19 protein-coding genes, 1 other RNA gene and 3 pseudogenes are annotated in these 25,490 nt (G+C 53.8%); 13 read left to right on the top strand and 10 right to left on the bottom strand.

Annotation, left to right across the window (positions count from 1 at the left end; genetic code table 11):
• Positions 1–1,740: 1,740 nt before the first annotated feature.
• Positions 1,741–1,923 (top strand): hypothetical protein, encoded by a 183-nt coding sequence (locus ACJJII_RS02485; RefSeq protein WP_444919298.1) that lies wholly within the window; start codon positions 1,741–1,743, stop codon positions 1,921–1,923.
• Between the two features lie 21 nt (positions 1,924–1,944).
• Here the strand turns inward: ACJJII_RS02485 and ACJJII_RS02480 are convergent.
• The 6 genes and pseudogenes from ACJJII_RS02480 to ACJJII_RS02455 all read right to left on the bottom strand — a co-directional run.
• Positions 1,945–2,133: pseudogene (locus ACJJII_RS02480) on the bottom strand (Arm DNA-binding domain-containing protein); the annotation flags it as partial.
• A 665-nt stretch (positions 2,134–2,798) separates the two neighbouring features.
• Positions 2,799–3,392, bottom strand: coding sequence for a hypothetical protein (locus ACJJII_RS02475; protein WP_108734457.1), 594 nt, complete (start codon positions 3,390–3,392; stop codon positions 2,799–2,801).
• 594 nt (positions 3,393–3,986) lie between these two features.
• Positions 3,987–4,377: a transfer-messenger RNA gene (gene ssrA, locus ACJJII_RS02470) on the bottom strand.
• A 173-nt stretch (positions 4,378–4,550) separates the two neighbouring features.
• Complete coding sequence (locus tag ACJJII_RS02465) at positions 4,551–5,897, bottom strand: sodium-dependent transporter (protein WP_413663282.1); 1,347 nt, start codon at positions 5,895–5,897, stop codon at positions 4,551–4,553.
• 40 nt (positions 5,898–5,937) lie between these two features.
• Positions 5,938–6,417: an SsrA-binding protein SmpB gene (smpB, locus tag ACJJII_RS02460; RefSeq protein WP_444918155.1), complete on the bottom strand. Its 480-nt coding sequence runs from the start codon at positions 6,415–6,417 to the stop codon at positions 5,938–5,940.
• A gap of 15 nt (positions 6,418–6,432) precedes the next feature.
• The gene (locus ACJJII_RS02455) at positions 6,433–7,851 is read right to left on the bottom strand and encodes a sodium-dependent transporter (protein WP_413663281.1); all 1,419 of its coding nucleotides are present in this window, start codon (positions 7,849–7,851) and stop codon (positions 6,433–6,435) included.
• 190 nt (positions 7,852–8,041) lie between these two features.
• On the opposite strand from ACJJII_RS02455, the gene ACJJII_RS02450 reads away from it, so the two are divergent.
• Together ACJJII_RS02450 and ACJJII_RS02445 are read left to right on the top strand one after the other, a co-directional pair.
• Positions 8,042–8,482 carry a type II toxin-antitoxin system RatA family toxin gene (locus tag ACJJII_RS02450; RefSeq protein ID WP_413663280.1) on the top strand — a complete coding sequence of 147 codons (441 nt, stop codon included), beginning with the start codon at positions 8,042–8,044 and terminating at the stop codon, positions 8,480–8,482.
• Positions 8,479–8,832: an RnfH family protein gene (locus ACJJII_RS02445; protein WP_444911508.1), complete on the top strand. Its 354-nt coding sequence runs from the start codon at positions 8,479–8,481 to the stop codon at positions 8,830–8,832. The genes ACJJII_RS02450 and ACJJII_RS02445 overlap by 4 nt, the downstream gene beginning before the upstream one ends.
• Here the strand turns inward: ACJJII_RS02445 and ACJJII_RS02440 are convergent.
• Positions 8,829–9,173, bottom strand: a complete 345-nt coding sequence (locus tag ACJJII_RS02440; RefSeq protein ID WP_413663278.1) for an outer membrane protein assembly factor BamE — start codon at positions 9,171–9,173, stop codon at positions 8,829–8,831. The genes ACJJII_RS02445 and ACJJII_RS02440 overlap by 4 nt on opposite strands.
• Before the next feature lie 278 nt (positions 9,174–9,451).
• Here ACJJII_RS02440 and fur point away from each other — a divergent pair, with 278 nt between their 5' ends.
• The gene (gene fur / locus ACJJII_RS02435) at positions 9,452–9,862 is read left to right on the top strand and encodes a ferric iron uptake transcriptional regulator (protein WP_282931309.1); all 411 of its coding nucleotides are present in this window, start codon (positions 9,452–9,454) and stop codon (positions 9,860–9,862) included.
• Between the two features lie 50 nt (positions 9,863–9,912).
• On the opposite strand, the gene ACJJII_RS02430 is transcribed toward fur, so the two are convergent.
• Both ACJJII_RS02430 and recN read right to left on the bottom strand, forming a co-directional pair.
• Entirely contained in the window at positions 9,913–10,512 is a 600-nt protein-coding gene (locus tag ACJJII_RS02430) for a 1-acyl-sn-glycerol-3-phosphate acyltransferase (protein ID WP_413663277.1), read from the bottom strand.
• 280 nt (positions 10,513–10,792) lie between these two features.
• Positions 10,793–12,460 (bottom strand): DNA repair protein RecN, encoded by a 1,668-nt coding sequence (gene recN, locus ACJJII_RS02425; RefSeq protein WP_444896132.1) that lies wholly within the window; start codon positions 12,458–12,460, stop codon positions 10,793–10,795.
• Positions 12,461–12,688: 228 nt separating this feature from the next.
• On the opposite strand from recN, the gene grpE reads away from it, so the two are divergent.
• From grpE to dnaJ, 3 genes and pseudogenes are all read left to right on the top strand, one after another.
• On the top strand, positions 12,689–13,309 hold the full coding sequence (gene grpE, locus ACJJII_RS02420) for a nucleotide exchange factor GrpE (protein WP_282931312.1): 621 nt from the start codon (positions 12,689–12,691) through the stop codon (positions 13,307–13,309).
• Positions 13,310–13,417: 108 nt separating this feature from the next.
• Positions 13,418–15,379: pseudogene (gene dnaK / locus ACJJII_RS02415) on the top strand (molecular chaperone DnaK); the annotation flags it as partial.
• A gap of 228 nt (positions 15,380–15,607) precedes the next feature.
• On the top strand, positions 15,608–16,732 hold the full coding sequence (gene dnaJ, locus ACJJII_RS02410; protein ID WP_282931314.1) for a molecular chaperone DnaJ: 1,125 nt from the start codon (positions 15,608–15,610) through the stop codon (positions 16,730–16,732).
• A 125-nt stretch (positions 16,733–16,857) separates the two neighbouring features.
• On the opposite strand, the gene ACJJII_RS02405 is transcribed toward dnaJ, so the two are convergent.
• The gene (locus ACJJII_RS02405; RefSeq protein WP_444918154.1) at positions 16,858–17,307 is read right to left on the bottom strand and encodes a hypothetical protein; all 450 of its coding nucleotides are present in this window, start codon (positions 17,305–17,307) and stop codon (positions 16,858–16,860) included.
• 232 nt (positions 17,308–17,539) lie between these two features.
• Between ACJJII_RS02405 and dapB the strand changes: the two genes are divergently transcribed.
• The 6 genes and pseudogenes from dapB to carB all read left to right on the top strand — a co-directional run bounded on the left by dapB (position 17,540) and on the right by carB (position 25,465).
• Complete coding sequence (gene dapB, locus ACJJII_RS02400) at positions 17,540–18,355, top strand: 4-hydroxy-tetrahydrodipicolinate reductase (RefSeq protein WP_444891981.1); 816 nt, start codon at positions 17,540–17,542, stop codon at positions 18,353–18,355.
• Positions 18,356–18,579: 224 nt separating this feature from the next.
• A pseudogene (locus ACJJII_RS02395) lies at positions 18,580–18,864 on the top strand (ATP-dependent zinc protease family protein); the annotation flags it as partial.
• Positions 18,865–18,978: 114 nt separating this feature from the next.
• Positions 18,979–19,902 carry a 30S ribosomal protein S6--L-glutamate ligase gene (gene rimK / locus ACJJII_RS02390; protein ID WP_444919251.1) on the top strand — a complete coding sequence of 308 codons (924 nt, stop codon included), beginning with the start codon at positions 18,979–18,981 and terminating at the stop codon, positions 19,900–19,902.
• A 168-nt stretch (positions 19,903–20,070) separates the two neighbouring features.
• Positions 20,071–20,646 (top strand): YfiR family protein, encoded by a 576-nt coding sequence (locus ACJJII_RS02385; RefSeq protein ID WP_444918153.1) that lies wholly within the window; start codon positions 20,071–20,073, stop codon positions 20,644–20,646.
• Positions 20,647–20,976: 330 nt separating this feature from the next.
• Positions 20,977–22,125, top strand: coding sequence for a glutamine-hydrolyzing carbamoyl-phosphate synthase small subunit (carA, locus tag ACJJII_RS02380; protein ID WP_282931318.1), 1,149 nt, complete (start codon positions 20,977–20,979; stop codon positions 22,123–22,125).
• 112 nt (positions 22,126–22,237) lie between these two features.
• A complete protein-coding gene (gene carB / locus ACJJII_RS02375) occupies positions 22,238–25,465 on the top strand; it encodes a carbamoyl-phosphate synthase large subunit (RefSeq protein ID WP_444891977.1) in 3,228 nt (1,075 codons plus the stop codon).
• Positions 25,466–25,490 lie beyond the last annotated feature (25 nt).

Below are 25,490 nucleotides of genomic sequence, written 5' to 3'. Positions count from 1 at the left end.
TACTGGGCGGCGTGGGTCTACGAGATCATTCTTGCTAACTTCAGCTTTCAAGCTGTATGCAAAAAGCCATATTGTTAGCGCGAGTGGATTAGAGGCTAATGAAGTTGATGAAAGTGCTTTTTTGGGGCGAAATAAAAAGCTTCCAGTGCCTTAATTATCCATTTCCTTAAATCCCTGGTGCATACGGCTATGAATGGGTTGATCGCATCGCCCACTCTGCATTTAGGGAATTTTCTTGATAGTAAAAATCAATATTTTGGTGATCAATTAACAGCTTAACTGCGGCTCTAGGCTATTACTTATCCGCTTCTTTCCTCACTGGTAGGGATTGTTTTTTTGATGCAGCTGGGGCGAAACTATTTTTGCACTTTCGGCCATCTTCTCTTTCCCCTGGACTATCTAATCTCTTTGGCCATACTAATCCTTATATCTAAGGTCTTGCTATCGTGATTATTCTCTGGTGATCTACAGGAATTAGAATAACGCTATCTTTAACTGTAGAGGCAATAGAGGTTTTACTGTCATACTCATACAGCTTTTTTATCATTATCCTTGGCGATACAATATATTTGTGACTCGTGCAAGCTTTAGATTTTGTTGATATCATTTTTCTGTTATTTCAACTTACGCTCATACAGTACACAAAGTCTTCCTGGCTGGTGTGAAAAAGATTTTCAGGTGATTTTCTTCTCAACTTCCGCAATAGAGCGCGGAAAATTTGCTGATTTTCTGTACTTAAACCATTCTATATGTAGTAAAAGAAGCGCAAATTAATTCATATTTTTTTACTTTTTTAATGCGAGTTCGACGTTGATGAATATCGTTATGTTTAGCGATTTTAGTAAAGCGGTTAAAATTTTGGCCAAGAGCTTACCATCCACTGGGTAAGTAATAAATAAATTTCTCTTGTACTTTAGTGTTGACATTTATGGTTTTAGCTTCAGCTTTTAGGGTCGGTTAGTTAATTTTATTGTAATGGTAAGTCAGGAAAGGGCTTTTTGTACTTGCTAAATTAATTTCTAATTACTTCGGAGCGCCATAGTGATTGGTCGTACTTAAACAAGATTGTTGTGAGCATTTTTGTAGAATATGTTTTCCCTCTGTCCTCCTAGTTGTTCCTTGCCGGAATGTCCTTCTCGATAACCCGTAAGTACCTTTTGTCCCCAATTGGTTATTGATTTCGGACGAACTAAATGAAAATATCATGTATGGGCTCTTCCTGTCGAAAAGTGGATACTAGTAGTTCTCACTGGTATTTCCATTTTTTCAACCTTGATCTGAGTGAGTAGGCCCATCTATGTGTGTATAAACTTTGTTAAAATTTTTCCTTTCTTGGCTTTTCTACAGCTTTCAAATGATGTGCTTGAATTCTTGCTTTCATTGAAAGGGGGATACTTCCAATTGAAGGGTTCTATGAACTCACTTAGAGGGAGGCAGTTTTACGGTTTAAAAAAATGCTAAAGATTAGATTTGGTTACTTCGGAGTTGGTCGGTGTCACAGTACTGTCGAGTTTCGAAGAAAATGGGATAATTAGACGGATTACATTTAACCCTAAGTAATGTGATCTCGCCAAAACTTTTGATGTAAGGAGTAATTTGGTAAGTTATCTAGTTCAATGTACCTTTCAATTTTAATTAATTTGGCTGGTTGTTTGTTGGAATAGAGTTGCCTATGCCCTCCCTTTTAATTTCAAGCTTTGTTCACCGCTAGGCCATTAAGGGAGGAAGTTATCTTCGGGCATGAAATTTGATCTTTCGTTAACGATTACTAAAGTTCGCCGTGATTACATTTCCAGCTTTGCAGCTAGTCACTCATTACCTCCATCGGCAAAGCTGTTGCGATTGGCCTCTATGGCGGACTCTTTGCGGATGCGTTTTTGTATCGAGAAGGCTGATGCTTTCGGCAATATTCTGTTGGGCTAAATTACGAAATTCACAGGCACACTCCAGACTCACAACTGGGTAGAGGCTTAGTGTCATCTCACGGCGTTTGCTATGTAGGTGGAAATAGAATAGGTAACACTTAGGCCCGGTCGGGGTTACTTCGATAGCCAACCCTTTCTCATTTGACTCTATGGAGTTTTTATCTGGTGGCTTGAGGACGCGCTCAGCTGTTAGGCTGCGGCATGGCATACCTTTTAGAGGGGGTGGAGGGTGACACTGCTATTAATCTGTCAACTTGAGACCGGATCTGGATAGGTGATGGTCCAAATAAACAAAAGCCTCAGAAACACTAGATTTTCGGGGCTTTCGTGGGTTGTCTGAGACAGCAACTTGGTGGAGATAGCGGGAGTTGAATAATCGGTTATAACTACCGAATTTGCTCGCTTTCTATTTGATTTAATCACAAAACCCCACAGATAATCCCACCACTAGAGCAAAATAACCCCCAGTTTGGCGCATGATTTATCTAGCTCAACTGTGTCCTAGGCTCTCTCTATACGTCATGACTCAGTAGACACTCCCTGGCTCTAACTAACGTGAAAAAACCTTTATCGGTGTCAACAGGCGAGCGGCCTGCTTGATTGGTGATAAACCTTTCTCTCGTGTATAGGTGCAGCTCGTGAGTATTGTAAGGAGTGCATCACATGATCGATGGGTGAGGCTTTGTTCTTTATGAGGTGAGTGGCTAAGTGGTTTTTTTAAGGTATTGTTTTAACCAGGTTAATGGGTAGAAATATGGGTATTCCTAACACAATCTTGATTTGCCCCGCTTATTTAGAAGGTTCCGACAGGCATTGAGCCTGTCAGATGAAAAACGTCCAGCGCCTAGCGAGCTGCCAAAAGGGAAATCGAGATTATCTATTGCTATTCACTCTTTTAGAGCCGACGTACATTGCAAATAAACGAAGGCCGATGGAAATTAAGACAAGCATACTTGGCGCTGTATGAGCGGGTATTGCCTTTAATTGCGTGATTTCTCTTTGAAGGGTCATCGTTTGGTGTGGGTTGGTCTGGTGCTTTGGAACCTGAATGACGTTTTTCTTAAGTAATTTATCGAACGACTCGATTTCTCCCGCAAGCATATCCAGGAGTTCCAATTCGGTCTTGCCTTCCCATGGTAGCTGTGTCCTATATGCGTCAACTGCTTTACCAAGCTTTTTCCACTCTTCTGCGAGGAAGGCTTCAAGTGATGAAAGGGTTCTCAGCTTCGAGTTCATGGATTGATTGACTCGGTAGGCGTTTTGTCCATGAGCGCCGCTCGCCATCATTCCAGCAAAGTGCTGTACGTTATGTTTGGCGGTATTCAGGTTCCGGCTGATTAAGTTGAGTTGATCCAGGGTGCGAACCAGAGTCTGATCAAATCTCGGATCTTTATCCTTAATCGCTGTCAGAGCGGTGTTAACCAGTCGACTCACCTGTATCTTGGTTGCATGTTCGTTGATGGACATATCCCTTTATCCTCGTAAATCCATTGAAGAATGTGTTCCACCTCTCTGATTTGAGATGAATGTGCCACATTCAGGTTTTTGCTTGATGAAAACGCGAATTCTAAATTAAATCTGCCGAGTGTCGCGGTCTAATAGAGTACGGGCCATTGCACGGGAGCCGGGGCGGTCATGGTTTCATTGTCATAGCCTAGTGACCAGGGCTAGAGCCTGTTCAGCAAGAGGGTTAATGTGTGGCTGGCCCATTTTCATTTTTTCTTTGGGCAGTTTTATGTGCTTGGCATCCCAATTGATTTCCGTCCACTCAAGTTTTCGCAATTCTCTAGCGGGCAGAGTAAGAGAGGGGGTAGTTTTAGGGCTGCTCTTACTATTGGGGTCGTCTATGGCAGTTAGTAGGCGCCCGATTTCAGTAGGGTCTGCAATAGCTGCCAAGTGCTTTTTCTTGGTGGGGCAGTGGCGCAAACCTGCTCGCCCCCGCAATTAACCCCACTAAAAATGGCTGGATTTGGGTTAGATTAATTGGGATGGCCCAGATAAGCAAAAACCCCGGAAACACTAGGTTTGCGGGGTTTTCGTGGGCTGTCTGAGACAGCAATTTGGTGGAGATGGCGGGAGTCGAACCCGCGTCCGTCAGCACTCTGCCAGAGGCTCTACATGCTTAGCTCCGTCTATTGATTTAACCCATTACAGCCCGGCGGTCAGGACGTATAGGGCGATCCCGAAATTTGTTTAACCGCTTACCCACGGGTATGGCTTGCGGCGATCCAGTTCTGTATAACAGTCTACAGCGCGATACTGGAACCTTGCTGAAGACTGCTAAGGGACGAACCCTTAGTTAGTGCTTACTTAAGCTGCTAATGCAGTTTGTTGGGCACCGTAGTTGTCGTCGTTGGCAACTAATAAAATACAGCTTTGGATTTACGAGATTCGCTGCCATCTCGGCATGCACCCAAGGTTTCGTAACCGGCGTCGAATCCAAGTCATCCCCGATAAGAAACACTCATGTGTGTCACCTAAGTATACCCCAAAATTCACGTTAGCAATAAATTTTATGTAATTGGCATTTGAGCGATCAGAGTCGCTTTAGTCAGGCGCTTTGAGGGAGGGCTTAGGTGGGAAGGGAGTCCCCGGCGGTAAGGTACCGCCGGGAGGGAGATCAGATTAGCGAATGGACTGTACGAAAGCGGTCAGGATTAGCAGTGGGCAGACGATGCGCACATACCAGGGCCAGATCTTCCAGAACAGGGTGTTTTCGATATCTTCATGGCCTTTCTTGAGCTCACTCAGCAGCTGGTCGCGGCGCCAGATCCAGCCGGCAAAGATACACAGGGCAATACCGAGCAGGGGCTGGCCGTATTCAGTACTGATACTGACTGCCAGTCCGAAAAGGGCGTCGAAATTGTAGATGATGCCGCAGCTCACGCCAAAGATGATCAGGCCAACGATCGGGGTGGCGATGCGGCGGGGGATATTCAGGTTCTCGATAGAGAATGCCACCGGCACTTCCAGCATGGAAATGGAGGAGGTGAGGGAGGCGATAACCATCAGCGCGAAAAAGGCGATGGCGACGAATATCCCGGCTTCACCCATGGTGTCGAAGAGTGCTGGCAGCACTTGCAGGATCAGGCTCGGGCCGGCGATCAGGGAACCGTCGGCAGAGAAGATCTGGGTACCGGCTTCCTGGGCTACATACATGGCGGGCAGGATTAGCAAGCCCGCTGTGAAGGCGATGCCCACATCAATCAGGGTTACCAGGGCGCCGAGGCGCGGCAGGCTTTCCTGCTGGCTCAGGTAGGAACCGTAAATCAGCATGGTGCCTACACCCAGGGATAGGGAGAAAAAGGCCTGGCCCATGGCGGAGATCAGCAGATCCGGGGTGAAGTGGTCGAAGTTGGGCATCAGGTACACTTCCAGGCCGGTCAGGGCGCCGGGCTGGGTGAGTACGTAGCAGATCAACAGCAATAACAGGATGATCAGCGATGGCATCAACAGGGTGGACCAGCGCTCGATCCCCTTTTCAACACCACTGGCGATAATCAGCATGGTAAGACCACTGAAGATAGCAGTCATGATCATATTGCGATCGGTGCTGTTGCCGGCCAACCACTGGGCCGCCTCTTGGGCGCCGAACAGGCTGGCGAAAGGTTGGGCCAGATGGGCCACCATCCAGCCCGCCACAATGGCGTAGAAGCTCAGGATCAGGGAGGCCACCAGGATACCGCCGAAGCCGGTCAGGCCCCCGAAAAAGCGGCTGATGGGCCCGTTGGAAATGGAGCGCAGCGCCTGCACCATATTGCGGCGCGCGTGGCGGCCGATGGTGAGTTCGGCCATCAGGGCCGGATAGGCGAGCGCAAAGGCTAGAAATAAGTAGGCGACTACAAAGGCGGCGCCGCCGTTGCTGGCGGCCTTGGTTGGAAAGCCCCAAATATTGCCGAGACCAACGGCGGAACCCGCCGCGGCCATCAAAAAGCCAATATTCGAGCTGAACTGTCCTCGCGGTGCACTCATGGTAAATCCCGTAATTATTCTTCTAATAGTTCACTGTGCACTATTTGTGCGCCGAGCGCATTAGGCGCTGCTTTTCGCGGTTCCAATCGCGCTTCTTCTCAGTCTCGCGTTTGTCATGGCTCGCCTTACCTTTGGCAAGGCAGACTTCGCACTTCACCAGATGCCCTTTCCAGTACATGGCTGTGGCAACCACGGTGTGACCCTTCTGCTCAACAGCGGCGATCAGCTTGGAAAGCTCGCGCTTGGTTAGCAGCAGGCGACGGGTGCGGTCGGGCTCGGTGACAGAGTGGGTGGAGGCACTGGGTAGCGGCTGGATGTTGGCACCCAGCAGCCAGGCTTCACCGTTTTTGAAAATGACATAGCTGTCGGTCAGCTGGGCTTTGCCCTCCCGACAGCTTTTGACTTCCCAGCCTTTCATCTCAACGCCCGCCTCAAACTTTTCTTCAATGAAATAGTCGTGGCGGGCCTTCTTGTTGAGGGCGATGGTATTGGATGTTTGTGCTTTCTTTTTCTTGGCCATGAAAACTACGAGTGACTATATAAAACTGTGTCCAAAAAACTTCAGGGCCACGGTATTGATAAAGATAAGCAGCAGTATCAATGGGATAAAAGTGCCCAGGGAGAAGTTAACGTATTTTTGCGAAAACGAGCCTGCAAAGTTGCTGTCACCTTCTTGCAGCTCTTTATCAAAATTGGATTTCTTCCATTTGTAGATCACGAACAGACATACCAGCAGGCCATTTAGAGGCAGGATGGTGTCGTAGAAGATGATCTCCACCAAATCGAAGAACGACTTGTTTGCGCCGGCCAGTTGTACAAACTCTGTAAACCAAGTGGCCATACCGAATGATACGGCGCAAGCGATGGCCAGTACAAATTGAACTGCCGCAACGATGTAGATAGCCTTCTTACGCTCCATGTTGCGCTCGTCGCGCAGGGTGGCGATAGGCACCTCGATAATGGAAACCAGTGAGGTAATGGCGGCAACCAGTACCAGGAAGAAGAAGATGGCCGCTACGGCGCTGGCGCCCATGTAGCCGATTCCGTCTTGCAAAGCGAGGAATATCTTCGGCAGGAACAGGAAGATCATACCGGCGGATGAGTCGCTCAGCTCTGTCGGATCAATCTGCGGGTTAAAGTGGAAAATACTCGGCAAAATCAGCAGGCCAGCAGTAAAGGCTACCAATGTGTCAGTAATCGCTACGGCACGGGAAGAACCGGGAATGGAGTCCTTCTTCTTCATATAGGAGCCGTAGGTAATCATGATGCCCATTCCCAGAGACAGGGAGAAGAAGGCCTGGGCCATGGCTTTACTGATTACGTTGCCGTCAATTTTGCTGAAGTCGGGTACCAGGTAGTACTGCAAACCTAGGGCGGCGTTATCCAGGGTTAGTACAAAGAACACCAGTCCCAATAACATTACAAACAGCATGGGCATCAGGGTTTTTGCGGCCCGCTCGATACCGTCTTTAACACCCATAGCGAGAATGGCATTGATGATCAGCATCAGGACAACCAGGTAAATAAATACCGTGGGTGTATTGATAAAGTGGATAAAGAAATCTGGGGTGGCAAGCTTATCCAGGTTGCCGGAGAAGATTTCTACCAGGTATCCCATTACCCATACGGTGACCACCAGATAAAAAACCGCGATCATAAATGGCGTGATCAGGGCCAGCCAGCCGGGAATACTCCACAGCGTGGAGCCCTTGGATATCTGCCGATAGGCCCCGACGGGGTCTTTATCTGAACGGCGTCCCATAGCGAGTTCGGCCATCATCACTGGCAGGCAGATCAGAAATACGAAGAGAGCGTAGACCAGTAAGAAGGCGCCGCCCCCGCTCTTGGTGGCAGCTACAGGAAATGCGACCAGGTTGCCAATACCGACGGCGGAACCTGCTGCGGCTAGGATAAAGCCCAGCCTTGACCCAAAATGCTCTCTCACTGCGGTCATAAGTACTCTCGCTATTATTTTTTGAATGCTTGTAGTTTTTGTTACTGCGGCTGGGGCTAAGTGTGGCCCACCGGTAAAAAATGCGATTGTTGCAGGAATTGTCTTGCTTGAGTAGCGCCGGCTGGCAAAATTAGCCGTTCAACGGTAATCCCAGGTAATTTTGCCTGATGGACTGGGTTAGACAGTAGGAATGACTGAAATAGAACGCAGTGCGCTGGTGATGTACAGCGCGGAACAAATGTTTGATCTGGTCAACGATGTGGCCAGTTACCCACAATTTTTACCCGGCTGTCGCGCTGCGGAGATTATCCACAGCGATGACACCACTTTAGAGGCGCGCCTGGATTTGTCGCGCGCGGGTATAAAGCAGAGCTTTGTAACCCGAAATCAGTTGGTGCGTCCCAAGTCGATGACGCTCAAGCTGGTGGATGGTCCTTTCGAGCAGTTCGAGGGACTGTGGGAATTTACTCCATTGGCTGAAAATGCCTGTAAAGTGAGTTTTACCCTTTCGTTTTCGATGAAAAATCGATTGATCGCGGCGGCTGCGGGAAAAATTTTCAGTGACCTGGCCAACCAGATGGTCGCGGTTATGTGTGAGCGCGCGGAAGAAGTTTACGGGAAACCCCAATGACAGAAGAGAGAACAATCTCGGTGGAGGTGGTGTACGCACTGCCCCACGAACAGCGATTAATGCGTTTGTTGGTGTCTGAGGGTACCACTGCGCGGGAGGCGCTAATTCGCTCGGGAATTCCCAAGGAGTATCCCGAAGTTGATCCGGATACGGCAAAGATGGGTATTTTTGCCCAGGTGCTGGGGAGTAAGGGGCTGCCGCCGGCGGAAAGTTATGTCCTGCAACCCGGGGACCGGGTTGAGGTGTATCGCCCCTTGATCGCCGATCCCAAAGAGGCGCGCAAGCAGCGCGCCGAGAAAGCCAAGCGTATGGCTGAGAAGAAGAAAGGCGCCGAGGGGACTTCCGCTTAGGGCCAGCCTGTGGGCTGCCAGTCGCCGCTGGTGGCTACCAGGGAGTCTTCATCAAAGTAAACGCTAAAGGTCTTTTGGGTGATATTGCCTTTCTTGTCGCGAAGGCGATTGACGTAATCCCAGCGGTTGGGGTTGTAAGTATCTTCCAGCAGCGGAGTGCCCAGAACAAACTGTACCTGGCGTCGCGTCATCCCTGGCTTTAGCTGATCCACCATCTCCTGGGTAATGATATTGCCCTGCTGCACCTCAATACGGTGTACACCGGGGAATTTTACGAGTGTGCAAGCTCCCAGCAAGCTGCACAGGAAGGCGATAGTGAGAAATCTCAGACTAGGCGGCATTCATTGCTCCATTATTCGGTTTCAAACGGCAGCGCTCACGCTGATTTCTTACAAACAGTCAGTTTAGTCTCAAGTGGAGAAAAAAAGTTCCTCCACCCACCAGTTCTGCCCTAAGTGAGCAGTACGGGGTTTCTCTGACTCCGTAGGGCATGGGATAATACCTGAAGAGTTGGCTCGCTGACAGACGGGACTCCAGGGTCGGAATCCTTTATAAATGGCCGCTGTGGGTTTGGGCAACTTCGGATAACTTTTAAAATCCTGCCGGGAAATATTGATACATGTCGAACGAAAACCAGGAATTGCGCAAGGCTGGCCTCAAGGTCACTCTGCCGCGGGTGAAAATTCTGCAATTGCTCGAAAGCACTAGTGAGCAGCATTTGAGTGCTGAGGATGTCTATAAGCTGTTGCTGGAGGCGGGAGAGGATGTCGGCCTAGCTACTGTGTACCGGGTATTGACCCAGTTTGAGAGCGCGGGCCTGGTAGTGCGCCACAACTTCGATGGCGGCCACTCCGTATTCGAGCTGGACCGTGGCGATCACCACGATCACATGGTGTGCACGGATACCGGTAAGGTTATCGAGTTCCACAATGAAGAGATTGAGGAGCTACAGCGCCAGATCGCTGAAGAGCACGGCTATGAGCTGACTGGCCACAGCCTGGTTCTGTATGTGACAGAAAAAGAGAAGTGATTCTTTCGGGTGCGGTATTCACCGCACCCTTCAAATGCTTACGCTGGGTGTTACGACTGGCAGGGTGGGGTGTAAAGCTCTGGGAACTTGCCAATTTTATCCGCGTAAAATTCCTTGAGCTTCAACAGCTCGGCTTCCAGGTTTTCACTGAATTGCGCTATCGGGCCGATGCCCACTTCTTTTTTGGGGAAGCTGATATAGCCCAGCACCACCGGAACCCTGGCGTTGCGGGCGATATGGTAAAAGCCGGTTTTCCAGCGTTCCGCCAAACCGCGAGTGCCCTCGGGGGGAATAGCGATAACCAGTTCTTTGCGCAGTTTGAACTGCCTGGCAGTGGCATCCACCAGGTTGTTGGCTTTGCTGCGGTCTACGGCGATACCGCCGAACCAGCGCATGGGGCCACCCAGCGGGAAGGTAAACAGCTTGTCTTTGCCCATCCACTGCGGGGTCATCTTCAGTTTGAGTGCGGCGAGAATAAAGTAATAGCCATCCCAGTTAGTGGTATGGGGGGCGCCGATCAATACGTACTGCTTTAGTTTGAGAGACTGCTCGTCAGCTTTGACACGCCAGCCGTGCAGCTTCAGTAGCACCCGTGCAACCAAGCGGAGGATTGGGGTGACAATAGGGGTGTTGAAAATCGTTCTCTGCATAACCTCGGCCGGGACTACTCATACATCGAAAAATAAGCCGCCAAGTATATGGTGACTTTACCTGTCACTCCCAGTCATATTTGTGCGTTTGTCCTAAATCGGCACATATATCCGACGAAAGGGGTGGTGTACCGGATTGTGTGGCGGTCATTTATTGATCTACGGTATAAGATTGCTTACCAAAATGCATCATTTTTGCCCTTTGGTGACATTTGGCGTCGGAATCGTATAGAGGAAGTGAGGCTGACTCCATAGCCAGCCTGAGAGAGGGGGTGGAGAGTTAAATTCTCTCCAGCATTTCCTCGGCATGAGCCAGGGATTGGGCGGTGGGGGCGCCGCCGAGCATGCGCGCCACTTCTTCGCGGCGCTCGCCGTTGGTGAGTTCGCGCAGTGCCACAAAAACACTTTCGCCATCGCTGTGTTTCTCCACCAAGTATTGGCGGTGGGCTCGCGCCGCTACCTGGGCCAAGTGGGTCACACAGATTACCTGGCCGCTGCGGCCATTGCGGGTTTCTCCCAGTTGACGCAGCAGGCGGCCCACCACATCACCGGTGGCACCGCCGATACCCACATCCACCTCGTCGAATACCAAGGTGGGGGTGCGGGAGGTTTGCGCAGTTACCACCTGGATTGCCAGACTGACCCGGGAGAGTTCACCGCCGGAGGCAATCTTGCCCAGGGGGCGAGGCGGTTGGCCCGGGTTGGTGGAAATTAATATCTCCGCTTCTTCCAGTCCCTGGCTATTGGGCGTATCCAGCTCTTGTAGTGATAGCTCTACTCGAGCGTGAGGCATGGCCAGGTCGGCCAGCTGGCCGTTCACGGCCTCCGCCAGTGAAGCTGCCGCTTTACTGCGCAGTTTGCTGAGTTTGCCGGCCACTTTTCTGTACTGCTTTTCCAGTTGTTCACAATCTGCGGCAAGGCGCTCCAGGGCATCTGGGCTGCCGATATCGTCCAGCTCTGCCTGTAACTGTTGCTGCAGAGCCGGCAGCTCCTGCGGTTGGACTCGGTGTTTGCGCGCAGCCTGGTAGATGGCGCTGAGCCTGTCTTCAACTTCGGAGAGTCGCTCAGGGTCCATCTCGAAGCGATCGATATGTCGGGAGAGGGTGGCTGCGGCCTCATCCACCTGGATGCGAGCACTGTCGAGCATCTGTGCCACTTCCACTAAGGCCGGAGCCTGCCCGGGCATGGAGGACAGCAGTTGCAGGGCGCGGTGCAGCTGTTCGGCGATATCGCCCTCACCGCCGGACAAGAAAGCGGCCAACTGGTAGCTGCCACTGAGGATTTCCCCCGCATTGGCCAGCTGTTGCTGTTCGCTCTCGAGGGACTCTATTTCCCCTTCGCTCAAGCCAAGTTGATCCAGTTCCTTAAGCTGGTATTCCAGCAAGTGGCGGCGGGCTTCGGCTTCCTCGGCGCTGTCGGCCAGTGTGCGATAACGGCGATAGTGATCCCGCCAGGTTTTGAAGCGGCTGCGAGTCTCTGCGGCGAGTTCCTGGGCCTGGGCGTATTCATCCAGCAGGCGCAGGTGCGTTTCTTTCTTCAGCAGGGATTGGTGTTCGTGCTGGCTGTGGATATCGATTAGCTGCTCGCCCAGGGCGCGTAGCTGCAACAGAGTGACCGGTTGGCCGTTGATATAGGCGCGGGAGCGGCCGTCGGCGCCGATGGTGCGGCGCAGAATGACTTCCTGCCCCGCATCCAGCTCTTGGGATTCGAGCCAGCTGGCGGCGCTGGGGTGCTCGGCGATATCAAATGTGGCGCTGATGTCGGCGCGATTGGCGCCGGTGCGCACAAGCTCAGCGCTGCCGCGGCCGCCCAGTGCCAGGCCGAGGGCATCCAAGGTGATTGACTTACCCGCGCCGGTCTCGCCGGTCAGGGTGCTGGTACCGGGACCAAACTCCAACTCCAGTTGGTCCACCAGGGTGAATTGGCTGATAGACAGATGCAGCAGCATAGAGATCGCTTGTGTCCTTGCTAATCGGCGGGCGCCCGGCCCAATTAGTGGTTATTTATACAGTATTCGTTCCTGGTTAGCTATAGGGGCGGGGCCACATTACTCTGAGGATGTGCGCTAGCGCGAAAAACCACTTGAACTGTGCGGGGATGTCCCCATATAGGCTCCAGTGCCCGAGAGACGGGCTCAACTCACATTACTGACAGAGTCGACGCGACGGAGAAAGCAGTGGCCAGAGAGCGCAGCGAAGAAGATCAGATTAAAGAGGGGGCGGAGCACGCACCAGCTACAGACGAGGGCGTTTCAGCTGAGATTGAAGACCCTTCCTCTATAGAAAGCGAACTTGCCGAGGAAGCCCTGCGGGAAGAGGCCGAAGGTGCCGATGCCCTGCACGAGGAAATTATCAAGTTGCAGGAGCAGCTGGCAGCGCACAAGGATATGGCCCTGCGCGCCCAGGCGGAAGAGCAGAACGCCCGTCGCCGCGCGCAACAGGATATCGAGCGCGCGCGCAAATTTGCGGTAGAGAAGTTGCTACAGGACTTGCTGCCTGTAGTGGACAACCTCGAGCGTGCACTGGCGACGATCGATACGGCCGACGAAGCCAACAAGGCCTTGGTAGAAGGTATCGAGCTGACCCACAAATCTTTCGTTGAAACCCTGACGAAAAATGCTGTGGAAGTTGTCGATCCGGCCGGTGAGCCCTTCGACCCAGAGCTGCACCAGGCTATGACCCAGGTGCCCAATGGCGAGGTGGAGCCGAACACGGTTCTGGACGTGTTTCAAAAAGGTTATCGCCTCAATGGCCGCCTGGTTCGCCCGGCCATGGTGGTGGTCAGCAAAGCGCCGTAAAGGCAGAAGTGTAAAGCGGCCTTGAAATTTAGCGGCCGGCACCAATATAGCTGACATCAAGAATTATTCGCGCGGTGTAAACAGAACAGAGCTGGCAGCGCGCATCAAAAGAGGATTTTACAGATGGGAAAAATTATCGGCATCGACCTGGGTACCACTAACAGCTGTGTAGCGGTACTGGATGGTGACAAAGCGCGTGTAATCGAAAACGCCGAAGGCGATCGCACTACACCTTCTATTGTTGCCTTCACTGACGACAACGAAATCCTGGTAGGTCAGTCTGCCAAGCGTCAGGCGGTGACCAATCCCCAAAATACTCTGTTTGCGGTTAAGCGTTTGATCGGCCGTAAATTCAAAGACGACGTTGTCCAGAAAGATATCAAGATGGTTCCTTACACCATCACTGAAGCTGACAACGGCGACGCTTGGGTAGAAGTGAAAGGCGATAAAAAAGCTCCCCCGCAGATCTCTGCCGAAGTCCTGAAGAAAATGAAAAAGACTGCGGAAGACTTCCTCGGCGAGAAAGTTGAAGCTGCAGTAATTACCGTACCGGCTTACTTCAACGACTCCCAGCGTCAGGCCACCAAAGACGCCGGCCGCATTGCGGGTCTGGACGTTAAGCGTATTATCAACGAGCCGACTGCCGCTGCACTGGCTTACGGCCTGGATAAGCAGGGCGGTGACCGCACTGTAGCGGTATACGACCTGGGTGGTGGTACCTTCGATATCTCCATCATCGAAATTGCCGACGTAGACGGCGAGAAGCAGTTCGAAGTACTGTCCACCAACGGTGACACTTTCCTCGGTGGTGAAGACTTCGACCTGCGCCTGATCGAATACCTCGCAGACGAGTTCAAGAAAGACCAGGGTATCGACCTGAAAGGTGACCCCCTGGCAATGCAGCGCCTGAAAGAAGCTGCAGAAAAAGCCAAGATCGAGCTGTCCTCCAGCCAGCAGACCGAAGTCAACCTGCCGTACATCACTGCAGACGCCACTGGTCCCAAGCACTTGGTGGTTAAACTGACCCGCGCCAAGCTGGAAAGCCTGGTAGAAGAGCTGGTTACCCGCTCCCTGGAGCCGGTAAAAATCGCTCTGCAAGATGCCGACCTGTCCGCTTCCGGTGTAGACGAAGTGATCCTGGTAGGCGGTCAGACCCGTATGCCAATGGTTCAGCAGAAAGTAACCGAATTCTTCGGCAAAGAGCCGCGCAAAGACGTTAACCCCGACGAAGCTGTTGCCATGGGTGCTGCTATCCAGGGTGCCGTACTGTCCGGTGACGTTAAAGACGTACTGCTGCTGGACGTAACTCCGCTGACCCTGGGTATCGAAACCATGGGTGGCGTTGCGACTCCGCTGATCGACAAGAACACCACTATCCCCACCAAGAAGTCCCAGGTTTTCTCCACTGCGGATGACAACCAGACTGCGGTAACCATTCACGTGGTTCAGGGTGAGCGCAAGCAGGCTGCACAGAACAAATCCCTGGGTCGTTTCGACCTGGCCGATATCCCACCGGCACCGCGCGGCATGCCGCAGATCGAAGTAACCTTCGACATCGATGCCAACGGTATCCTGCACGTACACGCGAAGGACAAGGCCACTGGCAAAGAGCAGTCCATCGTGATTCAGGCTTCCTCCGGCCTGTCCGAGGACGAGATCGATAAGATGGTTCAGGACGCTGAGGCCAATGCCGAAGCGGACAAGCAGTTCGAAGAGCTGGTGCAGACTCGCAACACGCTCGACGGCCTGATTTCTGCGACCAAGAAAACTCTGGAAGAGGCTGGCGACAAAGCCACCGCTGAAGAGAAGGCAGCTATTGAAGCGGCTGTTACCGAAGCGGAAGAAGCCGTTAAAGGCAATGACAAGGCCGCTATGGAAGCTGCGACTACCAAGCTGACTGAAGCTTCCGGTCCGGTTGCCCAGAAGATGTACGCCGAGCAGGCTCAAGCCGCTGGTGCTGAAGGTGCCGCTGGCGCTGGTGCTCAGGGCGAGCAGCAGTCCTCCGCTGGCGACGACGCGGTAGACGCAGAGTTCGAAGAAGTTAAGGACGACAAAAAAGAAGGTAAGTAAGCGTTCGCTTGCAATTCCGGTGGCAGCTTTTAAAGTGGCCGCCGGAGAACTTCAGGGGCGCGGCGCCTTACTTTCAGAGGCCCGCGCCCTGTGTTGTTTCAGGTATCTGCCAATATTTGCCGAGTTTTCGCAGTTTTGGTGGTGCTCCGTTCGCGGGGCTTAGTTAGAAACCGAGAAGTAGAAAGAGAGTTTGGCCGTTCTTGATGCCGGACCAGAGAACATAGTTTTATGTCGAAACGCGATTATTACGAAGTCCTCGGCGTCGAGCGCGGCGCTTCGGATGCAGAGCTGAAAAAAGCTTACCGCCGGGTGGCAATGAAGTTTCACCCGGACCGTAACCCCGATGACAAGGAATCTGAGAACAAATTCAAGGAGGCCAATGAGGCCTACGAGGTTTTGTCGGATTCCGAGAAGCGCGCAGCTTATGACCAGTTTGGCCACGCCGGTGTGGAAGGCCAGATGGGCGGTGGCGGCGCCGGTGGATTCGGTGGCTTCTCCGATATTTTCGGCGATGTGTTCGGCGATATCTTCGGTGGTGGCGGCGGTGGCCGTCGCGGCGGCCCTGCTCGCGGTTCCGATCTGCGCTATGACCTGGAATTGGACCTGGAAGACGCGGTGCGCGGCACCACGGTCAAGATTCGCGTTCCGACTCTGGCAGCCTGTGGAACCTGTAGCGGTTCCGGTGCCAAGCCCGGTTCCTCTCCGCAAACCTGTGGCACCTGTGGTGGTGCTGGCCAGGTGCGTATGCAGCAGGGTTTCTTCTCTGTTCAGCAAACCTGCCCCAACTGCCGCGGTCGCGGTACCACTATCTCCGATCCCTGTGGCAGCTGTCACGGTCGCGGTCGTGTAGAGGAAACCAAAACCCTGTCCGTTAAGGTGCCGCCCGGTGTGGATACCGGCGATCGCATTCGTCTGTCCGGTGAAGGTGAAGCCGGGCCCGACGGCGGCCCCGCTGGTGACCTCTATGTACAGGTAGTGGTGAAAGAGCACGATCTGTTCCAGCGCGATGGCAAGAACCTCTACTGCGAAGTGCCGATCAGCTTTGTTTCCGCTGCCCTCGGTGGCGAGCTGGAAGTGCCGACTCTCGACGGTAAAGTGAAGCTGAAGATTCCTGCGGAAAGCCAGACCGGCAAGCTGTTCCGCCTGCGCGGCAAGGGTGTTTCCCCGGTTCGCGGTGGTGCAACTGGCGACCTGCTGTGTCGTGTTGTGGTAGAAACTCCAGTGAACTTGTCCGGCAAGCAAAAAGATTTGCTGCAAGAGTTCTCTAATACCCTCAGCGAAAAGAAAAATTCACCGCGTCAGACCGGTTGGTTTGAAGGGGTGAAAAACTTCTTTGGTGATATGAAGCTTTAATCGCTGTTAGCACCGGCAAAACCTTAAATTGTTTTGCGGGTTGCCTATTTAAAAAGGCTCGGGAGCATTAGCTTTCGAGCCTTTTTTATTTCCAGGCGAGTATTATTCCCTCAATAGAACGCCTTCTATTGGGAAGTTTTGGTTCTCAAGCGGGCTGCGAATTCACTCAGGAATTCCTGTTGGATTTTTTGCGATTTGCGCAGTTGCTCCTTATTTAAAATACCTTCCAATTCTTTGTGTGTTTCCAGACTGATAGCTGCGAATTGAGCGCCAATTTCGCCGCGTTGCTTGGGGGTTAGGGCGACCTTTTCACCACTGAGTAAACCGTATTTTTCCAGCACCGCTTTTTTCTCTGCGAAGCTTTTTTGCATAATGGGTAATACGGTTTTTTCCTGTCCCGGGGTGAGCTGCAAACGCAGCGTCACCCAATCGGTAATATCATCATACTTCTCCCAAAAGTCTGGATTGGCATTTTGCTGCTGGGCAGATGCCGGCGTGCTGCCAAAAGCCAGGCTCAGAGAGATCACTACCGCCATGATGTGTGGTAGATGGTTGGACAGGATCATCAGTCGCATATTGGCGCTCCATTTACCCCTCACAGTAAAGCGTAGCAGTGGCAGCTGATATCGCGTTTTGCGCAAGTATCCTCTTGGCAATTTAAAAATATGTGGATATTTCTTTTTGTTTTACTTTTGCGGAGTGACTAGCGATTTTTAGACACGCTAATACTGGCTTACTGGTATCTATGCGCTCTACCGGGTGCGTTGTAGAATCCAGAACCTTATAGATTTGGACTGGAGTGCTGTGATGGCGGTAAAAGTGGCGGTGACGGGATTTGGTGGTCGAATGGGGCGAGCGTTGGCGGAGGCTTTGTCCCTGTCTGATAAGGCCGAACTGTCAGCGGCTATAGTGCGGCCTGGCTCCAGCTTGGTCGGCGCCGATGCCGGTGAAGTTGCCGGTCTGGGCCGCAGCGGCCTCGCTATTGTGGACAGCCTCGATAAGGCGGACTTTGACGTACTTATTGATTTCACTGCCCCTAAAGCGACCGTGGAAAATACTGCCTATTGTGCGGAGAAAAACCTCCCCATTGTAATCGGCACCACGGGCTTTGATAGCGAGCAAAAAAATAAAGTATTGGCTTATGCGGATCAGGTGCCGCTATGCCTCGCCAGTAATTTTTCCACCGGGGTAAACCTGTGCTTTAAATTGTTGGAAACTGCTGCGCGGGTAATGGCGGAAGAGGCCGATATCGAGATTGTCGAAGCCCATCATCGCCACAAAGTGGATGCACCTTCCGGCACGGCACTGAGTATGGGAGAAGTGATCGCGGAAACTCTGGGGCGCGACCTAGATAAAGTGGCAGTTTACGGTCGCGAAGGTCAAACCGGTGCCCGCGATCGGGACACTATCGGTTTTGCCACAGTGCGCGGTGGTGATGTGGTAGGTGAGCATTCGGTGATGTTCCTGGCGGAAGGTGAGCGGGTTGAAATTAGCCACCGCGCTAGCAGCAGGCTCTCTTTTGCTCGCGGTGCTGTGCGCGCGGCACTGTGGATGATGGGAGAGGAAGGGAGTGCGCGGGCACCGGGGCACTACGATATGCGCGATGTGCTCGGCCTTAACTAATCTTACTTAGAGTAAATAAATTCAGCGCCTGCAGGGGCGCTGTGAAAGAAATTTTCGATTTTCATTTGCCCGCCATTTTTGCGGGTAAAACTAAAAGGCCGGCGACATTCGTTCGACCGGTCACCCTGTAATCTTCCTTTGAGGAACCTCGATTGGAAAGAAAGCTGATTGTCGGCAGCGAAGAGTGGTGCGGGCTTCCCGCACTCGGCGTCCCGGCGATTAAGGTGCGTGTGGACTCCGGGGCTAAAACTTCCTGTTTGCACGCTTACAACATCCATACCTTTAAGCGCGATGGCGAACCCTGGGTGAGTTTTGAAGCGCATCCACTGCAGCACCAGCGCCGCCCTTCAGTGCGTTGTGAGGCGCGGCTTTTGGATAAAAGGCTGGTGCGCAGCTCCTCCGGAGAAAGCGAAAAACGCCCGGTAATTCGTACCTCTATTTCCATTGGTGGCAGTGTCTGGGATATCGAACTGACCCTGACCAATCGGGACAGCATGGGCTATCGCATGTTGTTGGGGCGCGAAGCCATGATTGGGCGAATGCTGGTAGATCCGGCTGAGAGCTTCTGTATTGGCGATATCCCGAAAAGCCAGTTGGATGAATATTATCGGGATGAGCACCATATTGCCGGTACCGGCCTACGCATCGGGCTGCTGGCATCGAACCCGGATCTCTATAGCAACCGGCGCATTATGGAAGCGGGAGCCGAGCGCGGACACCGCATGAGTTTTCTCGATATCCGCCAGTGCTACATGAAGCTCGACCCTGATGAGCCGGAAGTGCATTACCGGGATGGCCGCATACTCAATAGCCTAGATGCGGTTATTCCCCGCATTCGCCCCAGCCAGACTTTTTACGGTTGTGCGCTGACGCGGCACTTTGAGAGCCTGGATATTTTTGCCCTGAATGGCTCCGCTGCTATCAGCCAGTCGCGGGATAAATTATTTTCCCTGCAGTTGCTGCAACAAAGTGGATTAAATATCCCAACCTCCGGGTTTGCCAATTCCCCGGTGGATACCAATGAGCTGATCGAAATGGTGGGCGGTGCGCCACTAGTGGTGAAGTTGCTGGAGGGAACCCAGGGGCGCGGTGTTGTTCTGGCGGAAACCCGCAAGGCCGGGGAATCGGTGATTAATGCGTTTAAGTCTCTCAAGGCCAATCTCCTGGTACAGGAGTTTATTCGCGAGGCGGAGGGTAAGGATCTTCGCCTGTTTGTTATCGATGGTCGTGTGGTGGCCTCGATCCAGCGCGAGGCGGCACCTGGGGAATTTCGTGCCAATATTCACCAGGGCGGTACGGCTTCAGTAGTGAAGGTCACCGCAGAGGAGAAGCGCCTGGCGGTCAAGGCCGCCAAGGTGTTGGGGCTCAAGGTGGCGGGTGTGGATATTATTCGCTCCCGCAAGGGGCCGCTGTTATTGGAGGTAAATTCCTCACCGGGACTTGAAGGCATCGAGAGCGCTACACGCAAGGATGTGGCTGGAGCCATGATCATATCTATCGAAAAGGCGTTGAAGTGGCGCCCGATATTGCCGGGGGAGGATCTTTAGGCGCTGTAACTCTGGTCCCGGCGGGGGCCTTTGCGTTGGGCTAATCTGAGTAGGTGGCCGGGCTTTTCGCTGGCGCGCAAATAGAGCCGCAGCGAGCTTTGGCCGCTGCGGGTAACAGCCCACCGCAGCTTCCTTTCGGGAGATGCAAACCGCAGGGTTTGAGCTTCTATGACGATATCCAGCCCAGGTTCACTTCGCACTATTCCCGCCCTGATACTTCTCCTGACCGTACTTTTCACCGGAGTGGGTGCCCAGGCTGCGGTGCAGCTCTCCGATACGCCTTTGGGGCGGCGGGTAATGGTGGATTACATAGTGCACTTCGCCTACCACCTGCAGTGGCCGGTCAATGCCTTTGCCAACAGCGGTGCCCCGTTCAAGGTGTGCCTGATGGGTGGGGATTCTCTCGGTGAGCCACTGGCGGCCCGATTCAAGAATCAGCGTATTGATGGGCGGGATGTGGAGCTTGAAAAGATCGAAGTCAAGGAGATGCTGCGGGCGCGCAAGTGCCAGATTGTGGTGCTGAGTACCCTGGATCGCCCCACACTGCTCAAGGCGTTGGTGGCACTGGAGTTTTTCCCGGTACTGACGGTTAGCGATGCCGAGCGCTTTGCCGCCACTGGCGGTATGATCGAGTTTGCCGACAGCGGCCGGGAGGTGGCCCTGCGTATGAATAAGACCATGCTGGAGAAGGCGGAGCTGAAAATGGGCAGCAGTCTTTTCCGGTTGGGACGCAAGCCGGAGTGAGATTTTCAGGGAAAGTAGCCTGGCGTATTTTTGCACTAGCGTCCAGAGGTGAATTCGCGTAGAATCTGCGCCCGATTTGGGCCGGTGCCGCGAAGCTGAATCGCGCAGCGTGAGCCTACTAAAAAGCTGGCGGCAACCGTCGGCCACTTTGTGAGAATCACGCGTGAACAGATTTTTAAAGCGAGATGAAGCTGCGATGTTTCATCTCGCTTTTTTATGCGCGCACCAGTCAGGAGCCCGCGTGCTCCGAAGCCCGCAAACCCCGCCCGGAAGCAGTTCTGAAGATTGGAGTTCAATTTGACTAAAGCTGTCCCTACGTCGGAGGCTTTCATGCCCCACAACTTTATGCAGAGTACAACTCCCGCGCTGCTGGTGCTCGCAGATGGTAGTGTCTTTGAAGGACGCGCAATCGGTGCCCATGGCAGTTCTGTTGGCGAGGTCGTGTTCAACACATCCATGACCGGCTACCAGGAGATCCTCACCGATCCCTCCTACGCCCGCCAGATTGTGACTCTGACCTACCCGCACATCGGCAACACTGGCACCAACCAGGAAGACGAAGAGTGCGCTGATATCTGGGCCGCCGGCCTGGTAATCCGCGACCTGCCGCTGCTGGCCAGCAGCTTCCGCAACGAGCAGTCCCTGGAGGACTACCTGCGCGAGCGCAATATCGTTGGTATCGCCGATATCGACACTCGTCGCCTGACCCGCCTGCTGCGCGATAAAGGTGCGCAGAGCGGTTGCATCGTTGCCGGTGACAATATCGACCGCGAAGAAGCCCTGGCCAAGGCCAAGGAATTTGCCGGTCTGAAAGGGATGGACCTGGCCAAGGTAGTGAGCACCAAGGAAGCCTACCCCTTTAGCGAAGGTACCTGGGAACTGGGCGAAGGCCACAAGGCCGCGCCGGAACAGCCCTTCAAAGTGGTCGCTTACGATTTCGGTGTGAAGCGCAATATCCTGCGTATGCTGGTGGATCGCGGCTGTGACATCACCGTAGTACCGGCGGAGACTCCGGCTTCCGAAGTACTGGCGATGAATCCCAACGGTGTATTCCTCTCCAATGGCCCCGGCGACCCCGAGCCCTGTGAATACGCGATCACCGCTATTCGCGAAATCCTGGACGCTGGCATCCCCACCTACGGCATCTGCCTGGGCCACCAGTTGTTGGGCCTGGCGGTGGGCGGTAAAACTGCCAAGATGAAGTTCGGTCACCACGGTGGTAACCACCCGGTACAAGACCTGAACAGCACCAAGGTGATGATCACCGCGCAGAACCACGGTTTCGAAGTGGACGCCGACAGCCTGCCGGACAATGTGGAAGTTACCCACAAGTCCCTGTTCGACGGTACCTTGCAGGGTATCCACCTGAAGGACAAGCCGGCCTTCAGCTTCCAGGGGCACCCGGAAGCGAGCCCGGGCCCACACGATGTGGCGCCGTTGTTCGACCACTTTATCGATTTGATGAAAGAGCGCGCCTAAGGGCGTAGCCGCCCAGGGTAGGGCAATTAACCGCCGCTTTTGCGGCGGTTTTAACAAGAAACGAATGAAATTTAGCGCAGCCGGCCTTTGCCGGTAGTAGAACGGAAGAAAGATGCCAAAACGCACAGATATCCAAAGCATTCTGATTATCGGCGCAGGCCCCATCGTGATCGGCCAGGCGTGCGAATTTGACTACTCCGGCGCCCAGGCCTGTAAGGCGCTGCGCGAAGAGGGTTACCGGGTGATCCTGGTGAACTCCAACCCGGCCACTATCATGACCGACCCGGCCATGGCCGATGCCACCTACATCGAGCCGGTGGAGTGGCGCACCGTTGCCAAGATTATTGAGCAGGAGCGCCCCGACGCTATCCTGCCCACCATGGGTGGCCAGACAGCACTGAACTGCGCCCTGGACCTGGATAAGCACGGTGTCCTGAAGGAATTCAATGTCGAGCTGATCGGTGCGGACAAAGACGCTATCGAGAAAGCGGAAGACCGCGACCTGTTCGACAAGGCGATGAAGGCCATCGGCCTGGAAACTCCGCGCGCCAAGATCGTCCACTCCATGGAAGAGGCGAAGAAAGTGCCGGAAGAGTTCGGCTTCCCGGTGATTATCCGTCCGTCCTTCACCATGGGTGGTTCCGGTGGCGGTGTGGCCTACAACTGGCCGGAGTTTGAAGAGATCTGTAAGCGCGGTCTCGACCTCTCCCCCACCAACGAATTGCTGATCGACGAATCCCTGCTCGGCTGGAAAGAGTACGAGATGGAAGTGGTTCGCGATAAGAACGACAACTGCATCATCGTATGTTCCATCGAGAACTTCGACCCGATGGGCGTACACACCGGTGACTCCATCACCGTTGCCCCGGCGCAGACGCTGACCGACAAGGAATACCAGCTGATGCGCAACGCCTCTATCGCGGTACTACGCGAGATCGGCGTAGAGACTGGCGGCTCCAACGTACAGTTCGGCGTTTGCCCGAAGACTGGCCGCGTAGTTGTGATCGAGATGAACCCCCGCGTATCCCGCTCCTCCGCACTGGCCTCCAAGGCCACCGGCTTCCCGATCGCCAAGGTCGCGGCCAAGCTGGCGGTGGGTTACACCCTGGACGAGTTGCAGAACGATATCACTGGCGGTGCTACCCCGGCGTCCTTCGAGCCGTCTATCGATTACGTTGTTACCAAGATCCCGCGCTTCACCTTTGAGAAATTCGGTGAAGCCGATGCGCGCCTGACTACCCAGATGAAGTCTGTGGGTGAAGTGATGGCAATTGGCCGTACCTTCCAGGAGTCCATGCAGAAAGCCCTGCGCGGTCTGGAAGTGGGCAGCTTCGGCCTGGAAAGCAAGATTGACCCGAGCAAAGACGGCGCTGAGACCCGCCTGCGCAGCGAACTCTCCGTTCCGGGTGCCGAGCGCATCTGGTACGTGGGCGACGCCTTCCGTATGGGCATGAGCGTCGGCGAAGTTTACGACCTGTCCGGTATCGATCCCTGGTTCCTGGTACAGATCGAAGAGCTGATCAAAATTGAAGAGCCGCTCAAGTCCCTGCCTACCTCGGCGCTGACCACTGAGCAAATGCGCTTCCTCAAGCGCAAAGGCTTCTCCGATCGCCGCCTGGCGGACCTGCTGGGGGTGAGCCAGAAGACTGTGCGCGAATTCCGCCACAAGCTGGGCGTATTCCCGTCTTACAAGCGCGTGGATACCTGTGCTGCTGAGTTCAGCACCTCCACTGCTTACATGTACTCCACCTACGATGAGGAGTGCGAAGCGCAGCCGTCCGACAAAAAGAAAATCATGGTACTCGGCGGTGGCCCCAACCGTATCGGCCAGGGCATCGAGTTCGACTACTGCTGTGTACACGCCGCTCTGGCGATGCGCGAAGACGGTTACGAGACCATCATGGTCAACTGTAACCCGGAGACTGTTTCCACCGACTACGACACTTCCGACCGCCTCTACTTCGAGCCGGTAACCCTGGAAGACGTGCTGGAAATTGTTGCCAAAGAGAAGCCGGAAGGCGTGATCGTACAGTTCGGCGGCCAGACTCCGCTGAACCTGGCGCGCTACCTGGCCAACGAAGGTGTACCGATTATCGGTACTACTCCAGAGCAGATCGACCGCGCCGAAGACCGCGAGCGCTTCCAGCAGATGATTATGCGTCTCGGCCTCAAGCAGCCAAAGAACGCCATCGTGCGCTCTGTCTCCGAAGCCATCCAGGCGGCGAAAGACGTGGGTTACCCTCTGGTTGTGCGCCCATCTTACGTACTGGGCGGCCGCGCCATGGAGATCGTCTACAAAGAAGACGAGCTGCTCACTTATATGAAAGAAGCGGTACAGGTTTCCGACGAAGCGCCGGTACTGCTGGACCACTTCCTCAACGCCGCTATTGAGGTGGATATCGATGCGGTATCCGATGGCAAGGACGTTGTGATCGGCGCCATCATGCAGCACATTGAACAGTGTGGTGTTCACTCCGGTGACTCCGCTTGCTCCCTGCCGCCTTATAGCCTGCCGGCGGATGTGCAGGACCGTATGCGCGAAGAAGTGAAAGCCATGGCTCGCGAGCTGGGCGTAGTTGGCTTGATGAATACCCAGCTGGCCTACCAGGACGGCGAGATCTACGTGATCGAGGTGAACCCGCGCGCTTCCCGTACTGTACCTTTCGTCTCCAAGTGCATCGGCACTTCACTGGCGAAAGTGGCTGCGCGCTGTCAGGCGGGTATCAGCCTGCAGGAGCAGGGCTTTACCGAAGAAATCGTGCCGGACTACTACTCCGTTAAAGAGTCTGTATTCCCGTTCAACAAGTTCCCGAAAGTGGACCCGATTCTCGGCCCCGAGATGAAATCCACCGGCGAAGTAATGGGCGTAGGCGCTACCTTCGCAGAGGCCTTCGACAAGGGCCTGGTTGCCGCTGGCGACCGCCTGCCGGAGTCCGGACGCGCATTTATCTCTGTGCGTGACTTCGACAAGGCCGACGCAGTGGGCGTAGCTCGCGATCTGGTGGAGCTTGGCTTCGAAGTAATTGCCAGCCGTGGCACCGCCAAGGTCTTGCAAGAAAACAATATTCCCGTTACAACCGTCAACAAGATGAGTGAAGGTCGCCCGCATATCGTCGATATGATTAAGAACGACGAGATTGCATTGGTAGTGAACACTACCGAAGGGCGCCAGGCGATTCGCGACTCTGCGGATATCCGTCGCAGTGCCGAGAACCACCAGGTGTGTTACACCACCACCCTGGCAGCGGCCCAGGCCATGGCGATGGCCATGCGTCAGGAGCAGCCGCTACAGGTTCGCCGCCTGCAAGACCTTCACCAGCGTGTCGTAAAGCTGTCTTAATAGCTTTAAAACCAACTTGTGAAAT

Source organism: Microbulbifer maximicatervae (SeqCode), assembly GCF_052467825.1.
This window is presented reverse-complemented; position numbering and strand designations above follow the sequence as displayed.

Bases quoted from the DNA above. Each gene is read 5' to 3' on its own strand.
- ACJJII_RS02485 (WP_444919298.1), top strand. From the start codon at position 1,741: ATGAAATTTGATCTTTCGTTAACGATTACTAAAGTTCGCCGTGATTAC.
- ACJJII_RS02475 (WP_108734457.1), bottom strand. From the start codon at position 3,392: ATGTCCATCAACGAACATGCAACCAAGATACAGGTGAGTCGACTGGTT.
- ACJJII_RS02465 (WP_413663282.1), bottom strand. From the start codon at position 5,897: ATGAGTGCACCGCGAGGACAGTTCAGCTCGAATATTGGCTTTTTGATG.
- smpB (WP_444918155.1), bottom strand. From the start codon at position 6,417: ATGGCCAAGAAAAAGAAAGCACAAACATCCAATACCATCGCCCTCAAC.
- ACJJII_RS02455 (WP_413663281.1), bottom strand. From the start codon at position 7,851: ATGACCGCAGTGAGAGAGCATTTTGGGTCAAGGCTGGGCTTTATCCTA.
- ACJJII_RS02450 (WP_413663280.1), top strand. From the start codon at position 8,042: ATGACTGAAATAGAACGCAGTGCGCTGGTGATGTACAGCGCGGAACAA.
- ACJJII_RS02445 (WP_444911508.1), top strand. From the start codon at position 8,479: ATGACAGAAGAGAGAACAATCTCGGTGGAGGTGGTGTACGCACTGCCC.
- ACJJII_RS02440 (WP_413663278.1), bottom strand. From the start codon at position 9,173: ATGCCGCCTAGTCTGAGATTTCTCACTATCGCCTTCCTGTGCAGCTTG.
- fur (WP_282931309.1), top strand. From the start codon at position 9,452: ATGTCGAACGAAAACCAGGAATTGCGCAAGGCTGGCCTCAAGGTCACT.
- ACJJII_RS02430 (WP_413663277.1), bottom strand. From the start codon at position 10,512: ATGCAGAGAACGATTTTCAACACCCCTATTGTCACCCCAATCCTCCGC.
- recN (WP_444896132.1), bottom strand. From the start codon at position 12,460: ATGCTGCTGCATCTGTCTATCAGCCAATTCACCCTGGTGGACCAACTG.
- dnaJ (WP_282931314.1), top strand. From the start codon at position 15,608: ATGTCGAAACGCGATTATTACGAAGTCCTCGGCGTCGAGCGCGGCGCT.
- ACJJII_RS02405 (WP_444918154.1), bottom strand. From the start codon at position 17,307: ATGCGACTGATGATCCTGTCCAACCATCTACCACACATCATGGCGGTA.
- dapB (WP_444891981.1), top strand. From the start codon at position 17,540: ATGGCGGTAAAAGTGGCGGTGACGGGATTTGGTGGTCGAATGGGGCGA.
- ACJJII_RS02385 (WP_444918153.1), top strand. From the start codon at position 20,071: ATGACGATATCCAGCCCAGGTTCACTTCGCACTATTCCCGCCCTGATA.
- carA (WP_282931318.1), top strand. From the start codon at position 20,977: ATGCCCCACAACTTTATGCAGAGTACAACTCCCGCGCTGCTGGTGCTC.
- carB (WP_444891977.1), top strand. From the start codon at position 22,238: ATGCCAAAACGCACAGATATCCAAAGCATTCTGATTATCGGCGCAGGC.